Annotated in this window: 23 protein-coding genes, 2 tRNA genes and 1 pseudogene; 11 read left to right on the top strand and 15 right to left on the bottom strand. The window is 53.3% G+C overall.

The annotated features are described in order from the left end of the window. Positions 1-334: 334 nt before the first annotated feature. Complete coding sequence (locus H5P30_RS12495) at positions 335-1,870, bottom strand: sulfatase family protein (RefSeq protein ID WP_185693260.1); 1,536 nt, start codon at positions 1,868-1,870, stop codon at positions 335-337. Between the two features lie 86 nt (positions 1,871-1,956). On the opposite strand from H5P30_RS12495, the gene H5P30_RS12490 reads away from it, so the two are divergent. Further along, positions 1,957-2,994, top strand: a complete 1,038-nt coding sequence (locus H5P30_RS12490) for a LacI family DNA-binding transcriptional regulator (protein WP_185693259.1) — start codon at positions 1,957-1,959, stop codon at positions 2,992-2,994. Further along, complete coding sequence (locus H5P30_RS22680) at positions 2,946-3,098, top strand: PEP-CTERM sorting domain-containing protein (RefSeq protein WP_185693258.1); 153 nt, start codon at positions 2,946-2,948, stop codon at positions 3,096-3,098. Before H5P30_RS12490 ends, H5P30_RS22680 begins: the two co-directional genes overlap by 49 nt. Before the next feature lie 239 nt (positions 3,099-3,337). Here the strand turns inward: H5P30_RS22680 and H5P30_RS12480 are convergent, their stop codons facing one another. Next, positions 3,338-4,459 carry a hypothetical protein gene (locus tag H5P30_RS12480; RefSeq protein ID WP_185693257.1) on the bottom strand — a complete coding sequence of 374 codons (1,122 nt, stop codon included), beginning with the start codon at positions 4,457-4,459 and terminating at the stop codon, positions 3,338-3,340. Positions 4,460-4,587: 128 nt separating this feature from the next. Continuing rightward, positions 4,588-6,288 carry a SulP family inorganic anion transporter gene (locus tag H5P30_RS12475; RefSeq protein ID WP_185693256.1) on the bottom strand — a complete coding sequence of 567 codons (1,701 nt, stop codon included), beginning with the start codon at positions 6,286-6,288 and terminating at the stop codon, positions 4,588-4,590. A gap of 895 nt (positions 6,289-7,183) precedes the next feature. On the opposite strand from H5P30_RS12475, the gene H5P30_RS12470 reads away from it, so the two are divergent. Then, positions 7,184-7,366 carry a hypothetical protein gene (locus H5P30_RS12470; RefSeq protein ID WP_185693255.1) on the top strand — a complete coding sequence of 61 codons (183 nt, stop codon included), beginning with the start codon at positions 7,184-7,186 and terminating at the stop codon, positions 7,364-7,366. A 191-nt stretch (positions 7,367-7,557) separates the two neighbouring features. Here the strand turns inward: H5P30_RS12470 and H5P30_RS12465 are convergent, their stop codons facing one another. After that, a complete protein-coding gene (locus H5P30_RS12465) occupies positions 7,558-8,430 on the bottom strand; it encodes an AraC family transcriptional regulator (RefSeq protein ID WP_185693254.1) in 873 nt (290 codons plus the stop codon). A 134-nt stretch (positions 8,431-8,564) separates the two neighbouring features. Here H5P30_RS12465 and H5P30_RS12460 point away from each other — a divergent pair, with 134 nt between their 5' ends. Further along, the gene (locus tag H5P30_RS12460) at positions 8,565-9,374 is read left to right on the top strand and encodes a PEP-CTERM sorting domain-containing protein (protein WP_185693253.1); all 810 of its coding nucleotides are present in this window, start codon (positions 8,565-8,567) and stop codon (positions 9,372-9,374) included. Here H5P30_RS12460 and H5P30_RS12455 read toward each other — a convergent pair. From H5P30_RS12455 to H5P30_RS12440, 4 genes are all read right to left on the bottom strand, one after another. Beyond that, on the bottom strand, positions 9,371-9,682 hold the full coding sequence (locus H5P30_RS12455; RefSeq protein ID WP_185693252.1) for a hypothetical protein: 312 nt from the start codon (positions 9,680-9,682) through the stop codon (positions 9,371-9,373). The two genes, H5P30_RS12460 and H5P30_RS12455, sit on opposite strands and share 4 nt — an antisense overlap. A 119-nt stretch (positions 9,683-9,801) precedes the next feature. After that, complete coding sequence (locus H5P30_RS12450; RefSeq protein ID WP_185693251.1) at positions 9,802-10,620, bottom strand: HAD family hydrolase; 819 nt, start codon at positions 10,618-10,620, stop codon at positions 9,802-9,804. Between the two features lie 11 nt (positions 10,621-10,631). Then, positions 10,632-11,654, bottom strand: a complete 1,023-nt coding sequence (locus H5P30_RS12445) for a LacI family DNA-binding transcriptional regulator (RefSeq protein WP_185693250.1) — start codon at positions 11,652-11,654, stop codon at positions 10,632-10,634. Positions 11,655-11,726: 72 nt separating this feature from the next. Beyond that, entirely contained in the window at positions 11,727-13,430 is a 1,704-nt protein-coding gene (locus H5P30_RS12440) for a glycoside hydrolase family 3 protein (RefSeq protein ID WP_185693249.1), read from the bottom strand. Positions 13,431-13,767: 337 nt separating this feature from the next. On the opposite strand from H5P30_RS12440, the gene H5P30_RS12435 reads away from it, so the two are divergent. Continuing rightward, positions 13,768-14,031: a hypothetical protein gene (locus H5P30_RS12435; RefSeq protein WP_185693248.1), complete on the top strand. Its 264-nt coding sequence runs from the start codon at positions 13,768-13,770 to the stop codon at positions 14,029-14,031. Between the two features lie 12 nt (positions 14,032-14,043). Here H5P30_RS12435 and H5P30_RS12430 read toward each other — a convergent pair whose 3' ends face one another. The 5 genes from H5P30_RS12430 to H5P30_RS12410 all read right to left on the bottom strand — a co-directional run bounded on the left by H5P30_RS12430 (position 14,044) and on the right by H5P30_RS12410 (position 19,788). Further along, positions 14,044-15,516: a mannitol dehydrogenase family protein gene (locus H5P30_RS12430; RefSeq protein ID WP_185693247.1), complete on the bottom strand. Its 1,473-nt coding sequence runs from the start codon at positions 15,514-15,516 to the stop codon at positions 14,044-14,046. A 57-nt stretch (positions 15,517-15,573) separates the two neighbouring features. Beyond that, positions 15,574-16,233 (bottom strand): cytidylate kinase-like family protein, encoded by a 660-nt coding sequence (locus H5P30_RS12425; protein ID WP_185693246.1) that lies wholly within the window; start codon positions 16,231-16,233, stop codon positions 15,574-15,576. 38 nt (positions 16,234-16,271) lie between these two features. Continuing rightward, the gene (locus H5P30_RS12420; protein WP_221774361.1) at positions 16,272-17,102 is read right to left on the bottom strand and encodes an ABC transporter permease; all 831 of its coding nucleotides are present in this window, start codon (positions 17,100-17,102) and stop codon (positions 16,272-16,274) included. Between the two features lie 150 nt (positions 17,103-17,252). Then, complete coding sequence (locus H5P30_RS12415; RefSeq protein ID WP_185693244.1) at positions 17,253-18,731, bottom strand: sugar ABC transporter ATP-binding protein; 1,479 nt, start codon at positions 18,729-18,731, stop codon at positions 17,253-17,255. A gap of 97 nt (positions 18,732-18,828) precedes the next feature. Beyond that, complete coding sequence (locus tag H5P30_RS12410; RefSeq protein WP_185693243.1) at positions 18,829-19,788, bottom strand: sugar ABC transporter substrate-binding protein; 960 nt, start codon at positions 19,786-19,788, stop codon at positions 18,829-18,831. Between the two features lie 343 nt (positions 19,789-20,131). On the opposite strand from H5P30_RS12410, the gene H5P30_RS12405 reads away from it, so the two are divergent. Together H5P30_RS12405 and H5P30_RS22675 are read left to right on the top strand one after the other, a co-directional pair. Beyond that, complete coding sequence (locus tag H5P30_RS12405) at positions 20,132-21,223, top strand: substrate-binding domain-containing protein (protein ID WP_185693242.1); 1,092 nt, start codon at positions 20,132-20,134, stop codon at positions 21,221-21,223. A 165-nt stretch (positions 21,224-21,388) separates the two neighbouring features. Next, positions 21,389-21,487 (top strand): annotated as a pseudogene (locus H5P30_RS22675) (transposase); the annotation flags it as partial. 91 nt (positions 21,488-21,578) lie between these two features. Here H5P30_RS22675 and H5P30_RS12395 read toward each other — a convergent pair. Beyond that, a tRNA-Ser gene (locus tag H5P30_RS12395) sits at positions 21,579-21,671 on the bottom strand. A gap of 223 nt (positions 21,672-21,894) precedes the next feature. Between H5P30_RS12395 and H5P30_RS12390 the strand changes: the two genes are divergently transcribed. From H5P30_RS12390 to H5P30_RS22670, 4 genes are all read left to right on the top strand, one after another. Next, a tRNA-Asn gene (locus H5P30_RS12390) sits at positions 21,895-21,969 on the top strand. Positions 21,970-22,007: 38 nt separating this feature from the next. Next, complete coding sequence (locus tag H5P30_RS12385; RefSeq protein ID WP_185693241.1) at positions 22,008-22,262, top strand: GIY-YIG nuclease family protein; 255 nt, start codon at positions 22,008-22,010, stop codon at positions 22,260-22,262. Positions 22,263-22,379: 117 nt separating this feature from the next. After that, positions 22,380-22,631, top strand: coding sequence for a GIY-YIG nuclease family protein (locus tag H5P30_RS22510; RefSeq protein WP_185693240.1), 252 nt, complete (start codon positions 22,380-22,382; stop codon positions 22,629-22,631). Between the two features lie 120 nt (positions 22,632-22,751). Then, positions 22,752-22,865, top strand: coding sequence for a GIY-YIG nuclease family protein (locus H5P30_RS22670; RefSeq protein ID WP_185693239.1), 114 nt, complete (start codon positions 22,752-22,754; stop codon positions 22,863-22,865). Positions 22,866-22,936: 71 nt separating this feature from the next. On the opposite strand, the gene H5P30_RS12370 is transcribed toward H5P30_RS22670, so the two are convergent. Beyond that, a complete protein-coding gene (locus H5P30_RS12370; protein ID WP_185693238.1) occupies positions 22,937-23,347 on the bottom strand; it encodes a type II toxin-antitoxin system VapC family toxin in 411 nt (136 codons plus the stop codon).

Here is a 23,347-nt window from a genome sequence, read left to right as displayed (position 1 = left end):
ACCAAGACGGGGTTCATGATAGCCAGAGGGATAATCGAATTGATGATCCTCATCTATTACTATCATAAGTGAGAAGTAAAGTCCAAAACTGAAGTTTTTCAGTTCCTGTCCCCCTGAGAACAACGAATACCGTGACAAAAGATGGAAACTTTCCTCGATTCACTCGGCGGTCTGAACCAATATCAACTCACCACGGCCTCCCCGGTCCACTCTCTTCCCTCTCGATTCCGATCAAACGCGAGGCAAAGGGGACAAACCCACCCCCGGAAGTTCACTACCATACCGGGCTCGACTCGCCAACCTTGTCGAAGAAGAGTTTACCCCAGAAGCTACTCTACAAATACATCGTATTGTACCGTTTATTACGAGGTTGAAGCGGAGTTGGCAGACGCCCGTCCTCGCAAATCGGATAGGTAAAATGCATCCCTTTCGTATAGTTTGGCAGGTTCTCGTTTTTCACCGTCTCCTGCCCGGTGCTCGAACGCAGGGTGCGGATCATCCATTCCAGCAGCAGACGCCGACAGGTGACGACTTGGTCAGCATGCTTGGGATCGCTGTAGAGATTAATGGTTTCTTCCGGATCGGCTTCAAGATCGTAAAGCTCGCCCACATCCGCACCGTCGAAGTGCTCGGGCTGGTAGTGAACGAATCGCCACTTCCCCCACCGCATCGACTTACTCCAGACATTCTCCGTCACCGCTACATCGCGTAGCGGTTGGTCGTGGCCACGCAGAAGCTCGGTCATGTCCAGACCGTCCGCAGAATCGAACGACGGCAATCCGCACAACTCCGCCAGGGTTGGGGTCATGTCGATGTTTTCAACCAATTGATCGCAGACCATTCCCTTCGGGGTAACACCGGGGACTCGCCAGATCATCGGAACGCGACAAACATTGTCCGAGCAGATCCCGGGAGCCTTTTCCGAAATCCCGTGCATTCCATGGTAACAGCCGTGATCGCTGCCATAGATCACGATCGTATTTTCGGACAGACCCTTTTCCTCGAGAAAACGCAGCAGCTTCCCAAAAACATCATCCACCTGCGTCACGCAAGCCAGCGTCCCCTTCCAGGCCCGCCGCGCACCGTCCTCAAAGGATTCGCCCTCACGGGCATAATCCCATTGCAAAGACCGGAACTGACGCACGGCCTCCTGAAAGTGCGGCGGCCGGTGAGAGGCATCATTTCCAATAGTAGAAGGTAGATTGAGATCGTCCGGATACAGGTCCCAGAACTTCTGCACCGGCAACAAGGGATGATGCGGCTTTTGCATCGAAATCTGAATGCAAAACGGTCGATTCGGATCGGCCTCAATAAAATCCATTGCCTTGCGCGTCGACCACATTTCGTGAGTATGCTCATAGGGCATACGCGTCGGCTGGGCATCGAGGGAGATGGTATTCTTCCCATAATTCCAGGGATTGTGATAACTGTCTTCCCACTCCCGGAGTCCCCGCTCCTCCAAATACCGAAAATACTCGGTCGTGCCCCGCTCCCCGTCACAGGTTTCATAGGTGTCGCCAAACTCATCGACATCGTCGGCAATCCAACTCTCCGGCGACTCCGGCAAATGCAACTTTCCGTATCCCGCCGTCCGATACCCATTCCGCTTGAAGTGGCGGAAGAGATTGTCCAGGCGGGGGGCGCGCCCGGACAAACCGTAGTAGCCGTGGTTATGGCAATACTGACCACTCAGGATACTGACCCGGCTCGGTGTGCAGATCGGGTTCTGCGCATAGGCCTGATCAAACCGGATGCCCGACTCGGCAAAGGCATCGATGTTCGGGGTAATCACTTGCGGGTGGCCGGCACAGCCCATCAATCCCGCGTGGTGTTGGTCGGCAAGGACCATCAAGACGTTGTATTTTGACATAAAGGGGAAAACGTTCGGGTTCAGAGATGGAGCCTACCGGGGATGTTCGCTTGCACAAATACAGGATTGTTGAAATCGTTCGACAAATGTCCTCTCCGATCAACATTCGTGACGTCGCCGAGCGGGCGGGCGTCGCGGTGTCCACCGTGTCGATGGCCTTGCGCAATCACCCCCGGATCTCTGCGAAAACCCGCGAACGGGTTCAGCAAGTTGCCCGGGAGTTGGGCTATCGCCCCAATCCTCTGATCGCGGCCTTGATGTCCAACCTGCGTCCATCCCGCCCCGAGAACACCTCGCCCGTCATCGCCATTCTCCACGCTCACCCGAAACCCGCCGAACGACGACGCAGCCCCTACTACCGCGAAATCGTTCAGGGAGCGTCCGATCAAGCGGAGAAACTGGGTTATCGCATCGAAGAGTTCTGGGCCGATAGCGAGGACATGACCGACGCCCGAATCAGCGACATTCTTCGGGCCCGGGGCATCACCGGTGCCTTGATCGCTCCGTCCCATCGAACTGATCGACGCTGGCAACTGGATTGGCAGCATCTCTCCGCGGCGACGATTGGATACACGATGGAATCACCTCAACTGCATCGCGCCTGCTCCCATCACTTTCAAGGCATGTGTGAACTTTTCGACCGAAGTCTCGCCCAGGGATACCGCAAACTCGGCTTGGTCATCAATCGGGAGATGGACCGGCGAACTCACCGTCAGTTCCGAGCTGCCTTTCTTCTGGAACAGGAGAACCTGCTGAAAAAGAACCGCATCCCCGTTCTCCTCCAAGACAAACCGGGTGCCTATTCCTTCCGTCGATGGATGAAACGACATCGGCCCGACATCGTATTCGGCGGCGGAATCGAGGTACTGACCTGGATGAAGGAAAATGATCAGCCCGCGCCCGGGGACTGCGGCTTCGCCCTACTCGACTGGAATCAAAATTATGAAACCTGCACGGGGATCAACCAGCAGATGCGGCAAATCAGCGCGGCCGCCATCGACATGATCATCGAAATGCTCCAGCGCAATGAACGTGGAATCCCCGCTCAACCAAGAACGCTGATGATCGAAAGTCGATGGAATGCCGGATTCACCACCCGGAAAATCCAGATAGCTCCGCAATAACGATCGAGAACTTTTCCTTCTCCGCCGTTCCCGAACCGTCCTACGGTCTGATGAGTCTCCTCATCGCGGGATTCATCGTGCTCGTCCGACGCCCTCGGAGCTGAACCCGAAGAAGTCTCTTGTCGGAGCGCGGACTTCAGTCCGCCCCGCATGCCCCGCAGTCACATTCCCGTCTCCTCGCCGAAGATTCCTCTCCGTCGCGGCCAATCCATCGGGGCGGACTAAAGTCCGCGCTCCGGGGGCGAAGTCATCGGCAGTCGCCACTCAACTTGCACTGGTTAGCGCGGGACCGAGAACAACTCCCCCTTCGGACGCTCCGGTCACTGTAATCCGTTTCCGTCCCCTACTCGATCAGCCCATCCCGCTGGAAGGCCTGCCAGTCCTCGGCATATTCCTCATCCAGCAGCCAGGAAGCTGTTTCAACGTCTCCCGTAAACTTGTCGACCGGGGCGATCTCTAGCTCTTGATGGCCTCCGGCTACCGGATCCCAGTGGGCACCTCGCCAGCCGGAATCGGGAGAGAGCTCGATCAACTCCACCGGACCTTCGCGAGGATCAGCCCCCTCTGGAACGCGAGCTTCAAAAGTCTTCACGAGAAACGCATAGACCAACGGCCAAGTTTGCGCTGTCGGACCATGTCCCGTGCCCGCTTCGACGACATAGTTCCAGACCGCATCGTGATTCTTCCGAACAGCCGGAACCACAGCGAGATTCTCCTCAACGGAGGGTCGGGTCAAAAAGGAATCCTCTTCCCCGAAGATGACGAGCCCCGGAACGTTCGCCGCTCCTGGCTGGTAGACTTGAAAAGTCGTCCCCGGACGCATCGACACCCAACCCCACACGCGATCACTTTCGGCCGCCGGAAAAAAAGCGGAAAAGCCTGTGCCATTGGAATGGCCGTAGAGAAACAAGGGCGCGTCACCGATCTCCGGATAGCCTACGGCCTCTCCCATCGATCGAAGCTGCTCGAACAGCAGACTCCGCGGCCAGAATCCCCGCTGAACCGGATTCCCGACGAAACGGAATAAAGCGAGATCCCGATCCCGGGCAATCTCCCGAAGGTTCGGATCTTCAAACATTTGCTGACCGGTGCCGTGTGCACTCATGGCCACAACTCCCCGGATCAAATCCTTCCCCTCCGGAATCCAGAGATCATAAGTCACTTCCTCGAGCTCTGTGGGCTCATTCTCGGCCACCAGCGCTTCCCACTCCTCATCGCTCAGGGGAATTTCCCAATTTCGGGCAACCGCCTGCTTCTTCGAGGGAGAGCCCCACTTGGCTTCGTCCAGAACCCCATCCCAAACCGGCTGATCGCTCGGTTGAATGTTGCGGCGCACCCAACCCAAGCTGTGGCTGAGCGGCAATTCTACCGTTTCCGAAATCTCAAAATCTTGTCCCAAAACACTTTTCGCCATAAGCGTAACTAAGAGTATGAAGGGGAAGCGAAGAAGGAAGCCCGTATCCATATACCAGAAAATTCAAAGGTCCATCCTCTGTCGCACAACGGATTTCCTGCCAGACAGTTTGAATACTGATAACGAAATGCCAAAGAGTGCAGCCCTTTGCCTGATCCCAGTCCCTCTAACCGCCCCCCTTACCCCAATCGGTCGGTGGCGACGTGATACTGCGGATCCTCGGAGAGATTCACTTCGACCAGATCCCCCGCCTTGCTCAAGAGCTCGCGACATTCCGGCGACAGGTGGGTAAGGTGGAGGCGTTTTCCGAGGTTCGTATATTTCTCCGCCAGAGAATTGATGGCCTCCAAACCCGATTGATCATAGACTCGGGTAAAATAAAAATCGATGACCACATCCTCCGGATCCTCGCGAGGATTGAAGAGGTCTTTAAAGGAAGACACGGAGGCAAAAAAGAGCGGTCCGTGTAACTGGTAGATCTTCCCCCCTTGCTCGTTGATCATTTCTTCCGCTCCCAAGTGGGTGGCGTGCTGCCAAGCAAATTTCAGAGCCGAGATAATGACCCCGATGATGACGGCCGTCGCCAAATCGTGCATGAGAACGGTGTATGCCGCGACAACAACCATAACGAGCAAATCCCCGGCTGGGACCTTTTTGAACATCTTCAAACTGGCCCACTCGAAGGTTCCGATCACCACCATGAACATGACCCCGACGAGCGCGGCCATGGGAATCATCTCAATCCAAGGTGCCAGGACCAGAACGAAGAGCAGCAGACAGACCGCCGCAGTGATTCCACTTGCGCGCCCGCGTCCACCGGAATTCACGTTGATCAGGGACTGTCCGATCATGGCACAACCTCCCATACCGCCGAAAAGACCGCAGACCACATTAGCCAATCCCTGCCCCACACATTCCCGATTTCCGCGGCCACGGGTTTCAGTAATTTCGTCGATCAAGCTCAAGGTCATGAGCGACTCGATGAGTCCGACCCCGGCCATTGTCAGGGCAAACGGGAGAATGATCCAGAGAGTCGCCCAGGTAAATGGCGGGAAAACCTCATATTGGTCATCGAGAAAAAAGAGCTTCGGCAATCCCGCCTGAATCCCGGTCCCTTCAGCCGTAGCAGCGGCGACAACTTCATCCACCATCGCGGGATCGGCATCGGCGCCCATATCTGCCCAAGCGTCTGCTGTGGCTTTTGCCACGGTGTTGGTTTCCAACATATCCCCCACGGTCAGCAAAGGAGCGTCCTGATTTTCCGCTGCCCAGCTTTCTGGTGCGAACTGGTTGATCCCGATCGAAAGACCCGTAACCACCAAAATCGCGGCCAGCGAGGCTGGCACTGCCCGGGTGATCTTCGGCAGCAGCCAAATGATGAGCATGGTCAGGCCCGCCAACCCCAGCATCAGATAAAGCGCCGGACCCTCCATGAAGATCAAACTCCCGGCATCATTGATGGTCTTAAAGCTCCCGAATTGGGCCATGAAGATAACAATCGCCAGACCATTGACGAACCCGAGCATCACCGGATGCGGGACCATCCGGATCAATTGCCCCAATTTGCCGACGCCCGCAGCCATTTGAATCAAACCGCAGAGGATCACCGTCGGGAACAGATACTCCACCCCGTGAATGGCCACCAACCCAACGACGACCACAGCGATCGCTCCGGTCGCACCCGAAATCATCCCGGGGCGGCCGCCAAAAATTGAGGTAATCAGTCCGATAAAGAAAGCAGTGTAGAGGCCCACAATGGGTGAAACCCCGGCCACAAAGGCAAACGCAATCGCCTCCGGGACGAGCGCCAAGGCCACGGTGAGCCCTGACAAAACGTCGTCTTTGAGGTTTCCAGAATGTTTTCGAAAGAAATTTAGCATAATTTGTGCAAACGATTAGAAACACTCTCCGATAGAGCTTGAGTAAACCCCAAAGTCCACCAGCCGGGAAAAAGATCGCTGGAAATGTGCCAAATGTGGCAATTTCCGGAATCTAACCCCGACCAGAGCCCACAAACGGAGCAGGCCCTCCACTAGGCTTTTTGGGTCACGGGTCCCAAGCGATGGTTCGAGAGCGGCAATACGCCCCCTATCCCATCAGACTCAACCGATGAGCCGAACATAAGATGCAACGACACGGGAATACCTCTCCAAAACGGGGACTGGGGGCTTTAACCGCCGATTCAACCCATTCCGATTATGAAGAGAGACCGCATTTCTTCCTCAGAGCTCGGTAATCAATCTTCGCATTGTGCCTCTTATCTACGGGAAAATTCTTCAATCGGACCCATTTTTCTGGCTTCGGGATATTGGAGGGAAATTCATCCAGAGCTTCTATTCGCCCTCCAGAGGGAATCGCCAGCAGGTATCCGTTACCCACCGGGAGACACCCCGCCAACCGGATCGACTATTTCGACATCCGCACTACGGCCCACATTGCATCTTTCATCGATACCTCTGACAAGGCAAACGCCTAGACACGCAAGAATCAGTATTTCCAGATTCTCAATCCCTCCCCGGACAACCCCATCTATCGTGGCTAGGCCACAGTCTTTACTCATGACCTGGCCATGAAGGAGAGCGAGGATCTCGCTACATCCGAGAAGCGCTACCTCCAAGCACCCGACAAGCTCTTCACGTTTTTCAATGACAACTGAAAGGACATCTGGGTCGGCACACTTGGCGACATTGCAACCTAGGTCAGGAGCGCGACGCTGCCACGCTCGAAACGATCGAGAGCAACCAAACCCGCATTGTCTTAGAACTCACGAGCCTCATGGATCCAACTCTCTTCAACTACCCTCTTACCCTTAAAATCCGTATTTCCGAAACATGGAATAGCTGCCGGGCCATGCAGGACAACGAATTCATACCGGTCACCGTAGTGAATCACGAAGGTGTGCAGTATGCGCTCGTCAACGCGCGTCCCAATAAGGGCCCTATCATCCTCGCTCAATAACTCTGGATTTTTTAAGCAGCAGAGGACTCGATTTGGTAGAGGAGTCGCACCGAATCTAAAAAATTCTAATACTTACGGCGGGATCGTGTCAGAATTTTTGAGAAGTGGTATTTCTAGGATTGGCGGAACCGCAATCGTGGGTGGTATCTATTGACTCAGGTAGCCCTCTTTCGTCTGTAAAGAATTTGGCCTCAGGAAGTCCGGTTGCGATAGCTGCGGGGAGATTTTCGTTCGTGCCGGATGAACCAATTACTGAAGTGGGAGGGACTTTTGAAACCGAGATTGTAGCCGATTTCCTTAATAGGCATCTCGGTGTCTTCCAAGGCGTGTCGCGCAAGGTTGAGCCGACGTCTTTCGAAGCAGTCAAAGGGAGACATGCCGGTTTCATTTTTTAAGAGACGCCCGAGTTGATTGACGCTGAGAGCACAATGCGCAGCAAGCTGGCTCACGGAGAAGGATTCGCTCATTGGGTGATCTTCGATGGCGCGCAAGGCGGTCAGAACACGATCATCGTATTGTTCTGTGTAAAGTATTTGAGCCCCTTCACGGATCATAGAAAAAGTGTAGCTGCTCAGCCATTGGTTGAAAGCGGCATCGATGGCAAAGTTCTCGGAAATGGGGATCTGGTTGCGTCCGACAAGGAGCGAATGGGTGGCACGCCAGGGGTCGAGGCGGCGGATGAGTTCACGTGCACTGTGCTCCAGCTCGGGATAATCCTTGTGGCGGAGGATCCGGGTGCGTTGACGACGAAACAACTCTGTACCGTCCAGCCAGCAAAGATCGAAGCGCAAGGATATGATTCGCGCCTGAGGGGAAAAGTGTTGAGTGCTCTCATTGGCCGCCAAAAAAAGCCAATCACCCCGTTTTGCTACGTAGCTTTGATCCGCTTCATCCACCCGGACTGTGCCTCTATCCAAAAACCAGCAGACCGTGTGAAGGCGAGCGCGAGTCCGATGATCTCGGAAAAATGCTTCGACCACTCGTTCATTCGCCCAAATCAACTTCGCCCGGCAGCGGGAATGGTCGATTGTCCGTTCGAGAGAGAAGTTAGTCGAGGCCGGCATTGGTTAATTTTGATAACTTTTTGGTGAAGTCTAGCAAGTCAATTCACTTTTCACAAATGCAGGAATGTCGCACACATATATATGTCTCAATTAACATCAAATTCCGCCCCCCTAAACCCCAATCGAAGAAAACCATGAATAAGAGTATTTGCTTTCTCATTTCGACTGCGTTTGCGTTTTCAACCGCTTCCGCCCAACTTATGTTGGATTTTGGTCCAACAATTCCGATAGGTACGGATCTGTACAACAGCCCAGCTCATGCTAGTGGTGCGATTTCGGTTTCCGATACCACTTGGAATATCTTGGGGAAAGCTGATGTTTCCTCCGGACTTTTATTTGCGGACGGCACCGCAGCAACAGGTGTATCCGTCAACCTTGGAACCGAGACGTTCGCTGGCAGTGATGTGATTAGTTTTACGACAAATCCGGGAAAATCCTCTGCACTGGGAACCGGATTCAATGGTATTGACGGTGGAGCTGGTTGGTTCAGTGAAGGCATATTTGCGGATCAATCGGTCGGCACAGACGGCATCTGGGGTCCCGATAATGCTGCCAATGGCCTGCGAATCGATGGACTTGTTGCAGGCGCTTACGAAATCTTTTTTGTAGGATCCAACACCAATAGCAACGTCGGCGGAGCGATTATGAACCTTTACAGCGGAGTAGGTGCAAGCAGCAATTCCTTCGACTTTAGTAGTTTAATGGCAACTTCCTCTACTATCACAAATAACACCTTCTGGAGTGAGGGCGAAAACTACGCCAGGGCCACGATCACTCTTTCTGAAGGGCAATCTCTGTTTCTCGCCAACGATACGACCGGATTGGATAATGATCGTGGTTTTATAAATTCGGTGCAAATCAATGCTATTCCCGAACCCTCCTCCTTCGGGCTGCTCGCCGGAATATTGGGAGCGATTTGCCTAGTGCGGCGTCGTCGCGCCTAAAAGCACCGCTCCTCCCAAGGCCAGTACGTTGTCCACCGAATCATATTCCCCCAGCAACAAAGCCCACACATAATAAACAAGGCCGCCATCTGGTAGCCGAATCCATCGAGCACCACATGGCGGGCGATGTGAGCCACCGGACGCATCATCGGCCCCGGTCGGATAGGTCGATTGCCCAGCAGAAGATCCTGTAGCATCGTCATCTCCGGCTCCAATAGCACCGCGCAACCGTCCACTTGAACAACTTTTTTGAGCTGCCCATCGTCTCCATCAGCAAGGTCCGATTTGTGTTCGCAAACTCGCGACAATCCAAGAAAGGTTCCGAACGGTAAAAAGGGAGAGACCTAGATAAGGATGAGATCCACGACATCAACGCGGCCATCCCAAAAAAGAGGAACCGTTTCTGCCTTCTGATAGAATTGGCGAACTACAGACCCAGGGTCGTCGAGTATTCATCGACGGCCTTCGAATGCTCACAAAAGACTCCTTGATGACCGGACTCCTCCCAAAATTGGAGGAGTTTTCTCCAACTCTCGGCCTCATTCCCGGGCAAAATCGGATAGAACCAAGAACCCGCGGCCTTCGCGGCGTCCCAATCTCCCGGCGAATCGCCGATCATCAGAGTATTGCGTCCTTGACGAACCAAATCCGTCAAATACTCCTTTTTCGAGCAACGCTCCTGGGTCACGTAGTCGTTTACAAACGGATCCAATCCCGCCGCAGTCCATTCCTCTTGAATCGTCTCCCGATTCGCTGAAGAGACGACATCGATTCTGGCAACTGCCGATAAACTGCGGATAAACTCAAGGGTGCACGGAAACGAGGGAGGCTGCGACTTCAGTTCAGCGACACACCGATTGACAGCCCGACTCCACTCGAGAGCTTGAGACAAAAACCGGTCTTCTTTCTTCGCCAGCTCCCGCTTTATCGAATCGGGAGAAAGTGAAGCGGTTCCATCGGCGAGAACCTCCATCCCACTAATATCCGGACGCACAAATCCTTGGGGCAACTGGTCAGAGGGAAAGCTCCTCCAAAAGGCCAACAACGCAAGAAACCGATTGATCCCCCGTTTTGGCGAATAGAGGTTTATCGTTTCCCAGGCCTGCTGCACCTCACCGGCAACCGCTTCAAGCTGCCAGAGACGAATGAGTGAAGGACCAAAACACTCACGGTGCTTCAGTGACATATTGTCGAACACGCATCCATCGGAATCGATGGCGACAGCGAATGTTGTGGATAAACTCATCGTTCAGCTTTTCATCGGGTGGTCCGGCCGCGATAGACCCTGCCGGGCAACAGAATTTTCAAAGGATTCTCGGGCAAACCGACTTCGTTCGCGTACACCATCCGCAACAGTTGCGAGACAGATTGGGCTCCAGCCGAGAATCCATCTTCGACGATTCCGCTCAAGTCACCGTCGGGACGCGCCGCACTCACCGAAGCGAGGCCAACATCTTCCGGCAATCGGATGTCGGCCTTCTCGAAAATGGAGAGGATACGCCAAGGACTCGAACATATGACCACATCCGGCCTTTCGTCTCGGATCCAATGCAAAAGATACGAATCGGAGAGGTCCGCATATTTCATCAAAGGAACCTTTTCAAACAAAGGATTTTCCGTCTGTTGCCTCAAGAAACAGGCTTCCCACTGCCCCCCGATTCTCTCGTCCGAGAGAGTTTCCAAGCACAACCCTGGCCGCCGATAGCCCCATGTGGCACAGGCTTTCAACAGAGACTCCATATTGGAATAATGGTCACTCATCACCCGGTGGAGGGCTGGCTTGCGCAGCGTGGGTCCAATCGCAATGGCCGAGACACCCGCCCAATCCCATTCGATTTCCTCCAACTCCGGCGGCAAAGGAGAGACCACGATTCCACGGATTCCGCGAGCGTGAAGGATCTGGCCAATGCGAGAAAGAGGCATCTCCGAGTCGACTTTGAATTTCTCCAGCCGGATGCCCTGCCGCGCCGCTTCGGCCATGGCTCCTCTCTCGAATTCCGCATAGATCGACTCTTCCCGCAGCACAGGCGCCATCTCCTCAAACGAAAGATAGGCTCCTGTCAAAAAGCCTTGCTCCTGATGAGGCCGACGCCGACTTTGCATCAAAGCCGAGACAAGGGGGTTGGGCCGATACCCCATCCTCTCCGCGATCTCCGAAATCCTCGTTCGGGTGAGCTCGGATATTCGCGGGCTACCCCGCAGAGCGAGAGATACTGCCGAGGCACTGACCTTCGCCTCCCTCGCAATATCCTTCATCGTCACTGTGTCATCGCGAGCCATGGACTAAGAATGACAGAGGTTCCTCTCTCCGAGAAAGCACGAATCCTTAAAAATCCCCCCGAAGTCGGAACGCTATCGCTCCGCCTTCCCGTAGAGGTGCCGGGCAACCTCCTTCACGCATTCCGATGAAGAACCATAACTGAGCACGACCGAGTCAAAACTATCGTCCAGCGAGAGAGGTAGATCGGTATTCGTGACCACCACCACTGGCTTCTCACAGTTCCGACAAAACTCTTGCACGAACTCATGCCCATTCGCCCCACGCCGATAGTAGGTATTCGTCAGCACTACGACGTCAGCTTCCTCCATTCGGTTGGCGATGCGCTGATGATCCGCCTCCTCGTAACTCATCTTGACCTCAACCATGGCCACACTCGAGCCGTGCTCCATCATTGCCTCCCAGAGAATACCGGGATGGCACTCCTGACTGTTGACATTGATGTGCAGGGGATTGGCCTGTTCCACCAAGAGAACCCGCGTGCCTGGGTCGAGAGGAAGGATTCCCTTGCGGTCCCGCAGAACCCGGGTCGCCCGTTGAGCCGCCTCTGACGCGATGGATATCACCTCGGACGAACGCGCTGGAGCCTCCGCCTCGGCAGGATCGACAAGTGCCCCCTCCTCGAAAAGGCCGTACTCTGCTTTGATTTTGAGAACCCGGCCCGCAGCGTCATTCAAACGTTCCTCGCTGATCTTACCCTCTTCAACGGCCTCGACGACCTTCGCATATACCTCATCGACCAAGGTGCTTTCGTCACGCAATAGAATGAGATCAGATCCGGCATCAATAGCTTTAATCACGGCCTCGTGCACCTCGTATTTCTCAAGGATCGCTCCCATGGTAATATCATCGGAAGTCACCACTCCTTCAAATCCCATCTCACCTTTGAGGAAATCCGTAATGATGGTTTTCGACAGAGAGGCGGGATCCCCGCTCGGATCGAGGGCGGGATAGACGGTATGAGCGGTCATGATCGACGGCACCCCCGCTTCGATGAGCGAGCGAAATGGCTTCAAGTGCTCTTCCATTCCCTCCCGATCCAGCTCGACAAGAGGAAGACCATGATGAGCATCGCCGATCGAGTGTCCACGCCCGGGAAAATGCTTCGCCGTTGCGATCGTCTTGGAACGTTTTAGACCTTCAAAAACTTTCTTCCCGTATTTCTCAACGATCTCGGCACTATCACCAAAACTGCGGGTACCAATTTCCGGATTCAAAGGATCCGTATTGACGTCCAGCACGGGCCAATGAATCCAATTGCAGCCGAGCCCCGACATCTGCGCCCCAACCGCCCAAGCGACACGCTCAGCCAGTTCAGGGTCTCCACTTTGAGAAAGGCCCCGACTACTCGGGAAAAACCGCAGCGGGCTCCGGGGAAAGTCCGCGCTAATGTCACCCTCCATGTCATAGGTGATATGAAGCGGGATTGCCGCGGGATTTTTCAGCGCAGCTTCCTTCAGACGATTCAGGAAATGGGCATACTCTTCTCCGGTCACGTAAGGGGGAGGCAACCCCGGAAGGAAGTCCTTTACCGTCCCCGTAGGAGCTCTTAGAGCACGGTGCGCGAATTTCTCCCCCACCGCATAAGGATCATAATACGCGGACTTAATCCGAAAGTTCATGCCCATCCGAATCCCTGCGGGACGGATCGTGGCAATACGCTCCAGAATCGCTGGCGTCATCACGCTCCCGGTAAAACCAATGACAAAGCATTGGCCGACCTTGTCCTGGACGGACATTTTCTCGAGCAAGGATTGGATATCAGGGGTTGGCTTCATGTTTTTGAAAGAATGGGTCCGTTAAAAGAAGAAACCACCCTACCCCCTGAATCAGACCGCCCGCAATTGTCGCGCAATTCACATCGTTGACTTCAAGAACACTTTCTCTATGCCCCCCCTTTTTTTAAAAAAAATCGACCCGCTAGCCGGACTGACCGGGCAGCTGCTACGCTTCGGATCAACAGGCAATGCACGGTATCAATGCTTCCCCGGAGAAGAGAACCGTTTCCTTAGTCGAAGCTACCATCCGCAGCGTAGTTCAGGCATCCCTTTTATTCGCTCAGATCCACTCACCGATATTTCAACTCCCCCCGAAGGCGATCCATGTCCAGCCTCGATGGGAACCGATCTTGTCTGTCCTCGATCGGTAAGAGCGAGCAATAACGAAACCGGGAAGGTCAATCCTCATAGATATCATGCGATCCCCAAAATCTTCCTGCAGCAATCCAAGAGATTCTGCATCGCGATCTATGAACGCGACTCGGGCGCCATCTCCGAGCATTGCCGTTATGCTGCCAAGCTCGATGCTGGATACACCTCCGACAACAACGGCGGTTTCACCTTCCTATGTTGGATTGATCTGACTCCTGTCAATCGATGAGTTTTACTGGTTTTAGAGGAGACAGTCCTTCAAGGTCGCAGCAGCTCCCCGTTCGTAAAAACTCTTCAAGAGGGAAGAGACCGTTTCGACAAAGAGCGGCTGATTCGCCAACTCTTCGCTAAAAACTTCACGCATGGCTAGCAGAGGACTTGCGTCACTTCCCGCTTCCTGGGCTCGATTCCGAAGTTTCTCGGCCATGGGGTCGAGCATTGGCATTTCCTTCCCCGATTCGTCCAGCCCACTGAGGAAACGGAACCATGATGCGATGACAAAACTGAGTAGTTTGATGGAACCACCCTTTTTCAACTGCTCGCTGATGCATGGCAATACGAACTTGGGAATCCCCGAAGACCCGTATATTCCGATACGCGAGAGTTGGTCTCGGATCGCCGGATTCGCGAAACGCTCGATCACCGAGTCCTTGTATTCAGTGAGGTCGATGCCGGGAACAGGAGACAATGTCGGCGTTGCCTCCTCATCCATCATTCGACGACAGAGAGTACGAATTTCGGAATCCTCCATGGTTTCGTGAACCAATTCTTTTCCGAGCAGTAATCCGATATAGCAAAGAGCTTGGTGTGTGCCGTTAAGCAGGCGGAGTTTCATCAACTCGTAAGGGAGCACATCTTCTGTCATTTGTGCACCAACGTCTTCCCATCGTGGACGCCCATCGATAAAGTGGTCCTCGATGACCCATTGCTTGAAAGGTTCGGTCATCACTGGCCAATCGTCTTCGATTCCGAATTCTTCACGGACAAGGATTCGAAGCTCGTCGGTCGTGGCGGGTGTGATCCGGTCGACCATACTGTTTGGGAACAGGCAATTGGTATCCATCCAGTTTCTGAGCGCGGGGTCTCTCAACTCCGCATAGGCCGACAGCATTTTCTTGGCGACCTCACCGTTGCCCTGGACGTTATCGCATGACATGATCGTAAATGGTGAAAGTCCGCGAAGGCGCCTCCGGTCTAAAGCTTCAAGTAAGTATCCGAACGAACAGGATGGCGCATGAGGATTCTCAAGATCCATGACCAAGTCGGGGTGCGCGGCATCCAATTCCCCGTTCGAGGCGAAATAGTAGCCCCCTTCTGTAATCGTCAGCGAAACAATTCGAGTCTTGGGCGAGGCCATCTGCTCGATCACCGCCTCCCTGTTATCCGGTGCATAGACAAACTCGCCAATCGAACCGATCACACGCGCCGAGTTCCCCTCCGGGCCTCGCTCCACAAGAGTATAAAGACAATCCTGGGCACGCATGATCGCATCCATGCGAGCGTCATGCCGGAGCAATCCTACCCCGCAATAGCCCCAAGTCTTGTCGCCTCCTTGATTGAGCAAATCATCGGCATATTCAGCCTGATGGGCTCGGTGAAAGCCGCCGACACCCACATGCATAATGGATTGGCTGACTTCTTTTCTGTCGTAGTTCGGGCGTTGGATCCGAGAATCCAATTTACCGAGGTTCGCATTGTTTAATTGAATCGTCATTTGATGATAATGTTTGGTATTGACGTTTCTGCAGCTGCAGGGGCTCTACCGGTGAGCTTAAATTGATATGCGCCGCTCAATGGCTTCATCGATTGCACTCAGGAGAAGAGGATCGACCCTAGTCTTTTGAGCAAGTTGGACATCGGGGCGGCCATCCTTCGCCTCCTGTAAACGCAACGCTTCTGTAATCCAGGATTCGGCAGTTGGTTTCGGGATAATATCGGTGTTGAGGACGAGATCGAGTTCGCTCTCGTCGTGCCATTTACACCGGTAAAACCTCTCGACAAATTTGATCCGCGCTTTGTCGTCGGCAGCCACTTTCGTTTTCGCGTCTTCCCGCTTCGCGATGTTCTCTCGCGCCATGACACGATCCACGCGAACATCAAACGGAGCGTGCAAGCGGACATGCAACACATCGGCATACTTGTTTAAGGCCACGTAACCTCCGCGTGCGAGAACCACAGTCCGTCCGCGGTGGGCGAGCGCCCGCATGGTATCGTTCAGCATGGATACGATTTCCAGGTTCTTTGTATTAGCCAAATCCCATAAGTTGGGCGGCGATGTGTAGAGCTCGCCAAAGCGAGTCAGCCCGTACTGCTGCAGGGTGCCCTGCAAGACGGCTTTATCGACCAGGTCGTAGCCCAGGGATACAGCCAACTGCTTTGCGATCGCGCCGGCATCACTGCCGACCAGTCTGGAAATTGCGATGGTGTTCATGATGCGTTTCTCCAATTGGTGGTGGACCTGATGATGGCTTAACTGGCCTTCCGATGCTGCAAGCAGTCAAAGGCGACAGCGATCAACAGAACGGAGCCTTTGATGACCATCTGCGTAAAATCCGAGACGTTCATGAGGACCATACCATTGCTGAGCACACCGAGAATCAAGACACCGGCGATGACATTGGAAATACGACCGACGCCGCCAGTGACGCTAACGCCACCGAGCACGCAGGCGGTGAGAATTTCCAACTCCATCATTTTACCTGCCGTGACTGTCGCGGAATTCGTTCTCGAAAGGATGACGATACCCGCCACACCCGCAAAGAAACCGGACAATGAATAGACGAGGTATTTAACATTTTTCACCTTGATGCCGGAGAGTTTCGCGGCTTCTTCATTACCGCCCACGGCATAAAAATAGCGACCAAAGTAGGTTTTGTTCAAAATAAACGCTCCGATCGCCATAACAACCGCCATGATGATGACGGGGATCGGAACCGGCCCCAGATAGCCCTGCCCGATGACGGCGAAGGAGTCGGGAAAACCATAAATCGGCAAACCCTTGCTGATCAAAAACGCCACCCCTTCGACAATGATCAACATGGCCAGCGTCACAATCAGTGGAGGCATATGAATATTCGCGATGATCCAGCCGTTGGCGAAACCGATCATGGTGGCCAGCGTAAGAGTGATAAAGATCGCCAGCACTGGGTTAAGGCCCGCATTGACCATAAACCAGCCACAGACCACATTGACCAAGGTGATCACCGAACCCACGGAAAGGTCGATACCTCCCAGCAAAAGAACGAAGGCAAAACCGACCGCCGCGATGCCGAGCATCGATACCTGGCGGGCGACGTTCATCAAGTTATTCGCGACGAGGAAATTCTCCGTCGCAAAGGAGAAGAACCCGATGAGTACGAACAAAACGACGTAGATACCGTTCCGTTTTGCGAAATCTATGGCTTTCGCGGTGCCTTTTAAATTCTCTAAATGTCCCATATTATTGTTCTCCTATCTTTGAGATGCGAAATTCATGATTGCTTCTTGATTGAAATCTTTACGGTCCAAGCTGCCGGAAATCCTACCGTCGCAAAGGACGACAATTCGGTCGGACATGCCCATGACTTCCTCCATTTCAGAGGAGATCATCAGGACCGACTTTCCGTCTTCCACGAGGGCATTGACCAGAGTGTAAATCTCGGACTTGGCCCCCACATCAATGCCTCGGGTGGGCTCGTCGAAGATCACCAGTTCGGGTTCGGAAGCGAGCCATCGGGCGATAATGACCTTTTGCTGGTTTCCGCCACTGAGGTTCTTGATCTGCTGTTCGACCGAGGGCGTTTTGATCCGAATGGATTGCTTGTATTCTTCGGCCAGTCGCTTCTCCTCTTTCAGATCGATCACGAAGAATTTCGAAATCCGATCCAGGACAGCCATGCTGATGTTGCTGCGGATCCTCATATCCATCAAGGCACCTTTGCCCTTTCGATCTTCGGGAACGAGAGCGATGCCGCAGTCGATGGCGTCTCTAGGCGTCTTGGGGCGGACTTCTTTGCCGTTGAGAGAAACGGTTCCGCCAGTTCTCTTCGCCGCGCCAAAAAGGAGCTCTGCGGTTTCCGTGCGACCGGCACCGATCAAACCCGCAAAGCCTAAAACTTCACCTTTTTTGATTTGAAAGCTAATGTCGGTCACGCCGTTGCCGGAGAGGTTCTGCACGTCCAGCAACACCTCATCAGAGATGCAAGACTTGCGCTGCGGATAGGTTTCTTTCAATTCGCGGCCCACCATCAACTTCACCAGCTCGTCCATATTGGTCTCACTGGTCTTGAGGGTCTCGATTTTCTGTCCGTCCCTCAAGACGGTGATGCGATCGGTGAGTCGGAAGATTTCCTCCATGCGGTGCGAAATGTAAATAACGGTCACACCTTTGGCCTTCAATTTATCCACCACTTCGTAGAGGCGTTCCGCTTCAGCCGAAGTCAAAGGCGCGGAAGGCTCGTCCATGATCAAAATCCGGGCCTTTTGCGATAAGGCTTTGGCAATCTCCACGAGTTGCTGATAGCCGACCGTTAAGTTGCAGACCAACTCGTGGGGATCGATATCGATGTTAAACTGCTCGAAGATCGCCGCGGCCTCGCGGACCATGGCTTTTTTATTAATGAAGAGGCCTTTGCGGATGGCCCGACCCAGAAAGATGTTTTCCGCAACAGAAAGTTCGCCGACCAGATTAAACTCCTGGTAGATGACACCGATACCGTGCGCTTCGGATACCTGCGGGGTGAGCGAAGTAAATTCTTCTCCTTCGATCACGATACTGCCGGCATTCGGTTTGACTGCACCGGTGCAACTCTTGATCAAGGTCGATTTACCCGCACCGTTTTCACCAACTAGGGCATGAGCCTCCCCTTCAATGAAATCAATGCTGACATCGTTCAGCGCAATCACACCGGGGTATTTCTTCGTGATGTTCCTTAGTTCAAGGATATTCATGTCTGTTTGGGGCTGAGGTAGAATGGATGAGGGGTATCCCAGGTCGGCGCAGAGTATTCTGGCCCCTACGCCAACCTGGATTTACAAAGATCGAAGCTTACTTTCCTAAGTATTCATCGACGTTCTCACTCGTGACGGGAATAATCTCGCGGTAGACGACCTTATTCTCGATCGGCTCCCCGGAGTTCAGCTCGGACACCATCTCCCAGATCTTCTCGCCGATAGCCGTGTTGGTTCCGGTAATCGTCACAGTCATGCGGATCCCTTCATTGTTCTTCATGGCTGCCAATTCCGGTTGAGTCGCGTCCGCTGCAAAGATACCGAAGTCATCAGTGATCTTTCCAGCCGCCTTGGCCGCTTCATTGGCACCGACGGAACCGCCGCCACCGATCGAGCAAACGACCTTCACATTCGGGTTCGACTGAAAGATGGTTTCCATTTTTTCGATCCCCTCTTTGGTGTCGATCGCGCTACTTTCCGCAACAATCTTAGCATTGGGGGCTAACTCGGTGATGGCATCGCGGATACCATTGCCACGTTCCAGTAAAATCGGCAATTGCGGGTAATTAAGGATGGCGACCTCTGCAGTGCCCCCGAGCTTCTCGTCGATCCACATCGCCGCGTATTCTCCGATGGTGTAGCCCAATTCGTGATTATCAATCAACCAGGCGATATCAGCGTTCTTCAGATTATCATCCCATGCGAGCACCTTAATTCCGGCCTCACGCGCTTGTTTCAGGGCAAACTCAACCCCCTCAGGGTCGGCCGGATGGACGATAATGACATCGACCCCCCGGGAAACAAAGTTTTCGATTTGGGTGATCTGCTTACCAATATTATTGTCGCAGGAGACGTAGTTGATGCTGCCGCCATGCGCCTGAACTTCCTTTTCGATGGCCTGGCAATATCCAGCCCAAGTCGGATTCGTCAAGGTCTGCACCGTCATGCCAATCTTTACTTTGGGATCGGCGGAGCTTGTTCCGTCTTCTTTGCCGCCGCATCCGACGATCGTGAGTGACATGCAGCAGAGCATTAGTCCTGTGAGTATTATTTTCATGGGATTTTTGAGGTTCGTTTTGATGGATTGAGGATTAATCAGAGAGCGAAAAATTGGATTATCGTCTTAGCAGAGGATCTCTATCGACTGGCGCTAGTGCGTGATGGACAAAGTTGGTCGGCCATCCACCGATCCGTTGATACTCGTAATAACGGTCCCTGGGGGAGGTCACCTATACCGACGACTTTAAATGGGGGGTTCATGGTAAGAATGCTTGTCAGCGAATCGGAAATTCGAATGGGGGTTCTGACTGCTCATAAGAAATCCATAAAAGGCGCAGAATGTAAATTCAAAAAATTACATTTGACTGATTTTAATATTACATTTGGATTACATTTAAATTATGAGCACTTCAAAACCGATGTATCTGCAAATCTACGAAGACCTCCATACTTCGATCCGAAACCAAAGTTACGTCCCAGGTGATTTGCTCCCCAGCGAGAAGGCGATTTGCGAGCAATACGGCACCTCCCGCCCTACTGTCGCCAAGGCGATCAAGATGCTCAGCGATGCGAAATTCGTTCGGCGCCGAGCGGGATTCGGCACCCAGGTGTTAGCACCCGATTTTTCCGGTTTGTCGGCAGGATTGCTTATTCCGGAATTCCCTGACACCGAGATTTTCACCCCCATCGTTGATAGCATCATCGAAAATTCGCCCGCGTATGAGCTGCAGATCACACACCCCTATGAGTTGAATCGGTCCCAAGACCGTAAAGCCATGGCCCTCGCTCAGGCCGAACAATACATAAAAAAGAAAGTCAAAGGCGTCTTTTTCGCCCCTCTTGAAAACATTTCAGACCCAGAAGCCTTCAATCTCAGAATCGTCGAACGCTTCACGGAAAAAGGGGTTCAAGTCGTGCTACTGGATCGCGACATCTATCCGTGGCCCCGACAAACCTCTTTCGATTTGATTTGCATCGGCAACATCGAGGCTGGGTTCACTATGGCGGACCACCTTTTGGAAAATGGCTGCACCCAACTAGCTTTTGTCTCCCCCCGAAATCCCGCGATGACCGTGGGGCACCGGATTATAGGGACCCGCGAAGCACTCGTCCAAAAAGGTTTCTCAGCTCGCAGCCTTCTCTCCGTCGAATACGATCATAAAGATCCCGGTAAAGCGGCAGCCCGGCTATTGAATTCAAATGTGGATGGGATTGTCTGCGCCAACGATACAACTGCCGCCGTCATCCTACGTTCCCTCCTCGACCTCGGTGCCAAGATTCCCGATCAAATTAAAGTATGTGGGTTTGATGATGTTAAATACGCCTCACTCCTCAGCGTACCTCTCACCAGCTATCGCCAACCCTGCCAGGTTATGGGGCGCCTCGCCGTTGAAACGATGGTCAACCGAATCAAACATCCGGAAAGACCGCCTCACCACATTGCTTTTCACGGCACCCTGATCGTTCGAGAATCCTCCATTCCAAGCGCTTGATATCCCAAGAAGAGTATTACTCCTGAGTGCTCGGACTCGAGCGAACACACTCTGAGCAAAAAGAACCGCTTTTGCACCACTTTCTGCCACCTCGGCAACAATCGAACAATGGATCGAGCCCATCGCCAGCATGTGGCGATCTACCAGAAAACAAAGGTCATCTGAGAAAGGTTCCATAGAAGAATGAAACGAATCCAGCGAAGAGCTTACGGCTTCAGGTCCTTCCACAACTATCGACTCAGAGTCCTCGCCACTTGCGCATGAAAACTAACCCGAAATATAAAAAAATGAATAATCCCCCACAGTTTGATGTAGACCCGTAGACCCTCACTTTCGCTTCGCGAAGGCCGCCTGATGGCGGAGAGGATGGGATTCGAACCCACGGAACCGCTTTTGGCGGTTCACCGGTTTAGCAAACCAGCGCATTCGACCACTCTGCCACCTCTCCACGGTCGAAAAGAGGAGAAAACAAGATGCAGGCCCTCCCCGTCAAGCGAAACCACACTCAGAAAATCGAAATATTCGGTCTGTGCCTACCCTCTCCCGCCAAACTCCTCTATCGATGGGCCTTCCGTCCGATCCGTAGATGTTCGATCCCAAAAAATTCCAAATTTCTTTCATTTTCGGGTTGATCGATCCTCCAGAAACCGCAAATGTCCACCCTTTACCGTTGCCCAGTAGCTCAGCGGTAGAGCAGGTGACTGTTAATCACTTTGTCGTAGGTTCGATCCCTACCTGGGCAGCCATCCAACCCTTCCGATAAACGAAGGGTTTCTTTTTGCCCATGTTTCACGTCTACATCCTCGAAAATCCCAAAGGCCGACTCTACATCGGCCACACTGAGGATATACAAAGACGCCTTGGCCAACACAATTCACCTGAGGGGAAAGAGCATCTCGGCAAATACACCCACCGCAATGGGCCCTGGAAACTCATCGCATCCGAGGACTTTGACTCGAGAGCCGACGCAATGAAACGCGAGAAACAGCTCAAAGCCTGGAAGTCTCCGAAAAAGGTTCGCGAACTCTTCAAACGATAAACTGGCGGTAGAGTCCCGACTCCGTCGGGATTAATCACTTTGTCGTATCCCGCGGTCGCGATCCCTACCTGGGCAGCCATCCAACCCTTCCGATAAACGAAGGGTTTCTTTTTGCCCATGTTTCACGTCTACGTCTTAGAAAACCCAAAGGGGCGCCTCTACATTGGACACACGGAAGACCGTCAGAGACGTCTCAGCCAGCACAACTCTCCAGAGGGCAAAGAACATCTCGGGAAGTATACGCACAGAAACGGCCCATGGAGATTTCTCGGATCTGAGAACTACCCAACTCGCGCAAAGGCCATGCAACGAGAGAAACAACTCAAAAGCTGGAAATCGCCAAAAAAAGTCCGAGAACTATTCGATTAGTAGCTCAGCGGTAGAGTCCCGACCTTGTCGGGATTAATCACTTTGTCGGATCCCGCGGTCGCGGGACTACCTGGGCAGCCATTGAACCCTTCCCGATATACGAAGGGTTTCTTTTTGCCCATGTTTCACGTCTACATCCTCGAAAATCTCAAAGGCCGACTCTACATCGGCCACACTGAGGATATACATAGACGCCTTCGCCAACACAATTCACCTGAGGCTAAGATTCTTTAATTTGTAGGCATTTGGAATATTGTCGTCACCCTATACCATCTGCCCTCGGGGTCGGTCTTTTCAGACACTACTCAGGGCTCTACAATCTTGAGGCCTCTGAACCAACGCTGAAAATCAGAGCGATTGCGGGTTACCAAACCGTCGAAACGTAGAGCGAATCCTCCGATGAGCAAATCCGCCACTGGACGCTTGGCGACCTGCTTGCTGCGCTTGGCCTGGATGTATGCATTCCACGCCACATGCGCCGTCTCACTATCAGCCAAAGTGAAGGGCTCGTGATAGGAGATTCCACACATATCCAGAAAGGACTTCTGGGCAGTCAAATCTCCCGCGAAGGCCGGGCTAAGTTCGACCATACTGACCGGGCACAGCACTAGCCCTTGGTCGAGGAGCGATTGAAGCTTCTTCGCGGAGCCGACTCCAAACATAGGATCGTTTTCAAGCACGTCGATAACGACGCAAGTATCTACAACCCAAGCCAT

This window comes from Puniceicoccus vermicola (assembly GCF_014230055.1).
In the GTDB taxonomy this organism is placed as follows: Bacteria; Verrucomicrobiota; Verrucomicrobiia; order Opitutales; family Puniceicoccaceae; genus Puniceicoccus; species Puniceicoccus vermicola.
The sequence above is the reverse complement of the archived record's forward strand: the minus strand, read 5'-3'. Positions and strand labels throughout refer to the sequence as shown.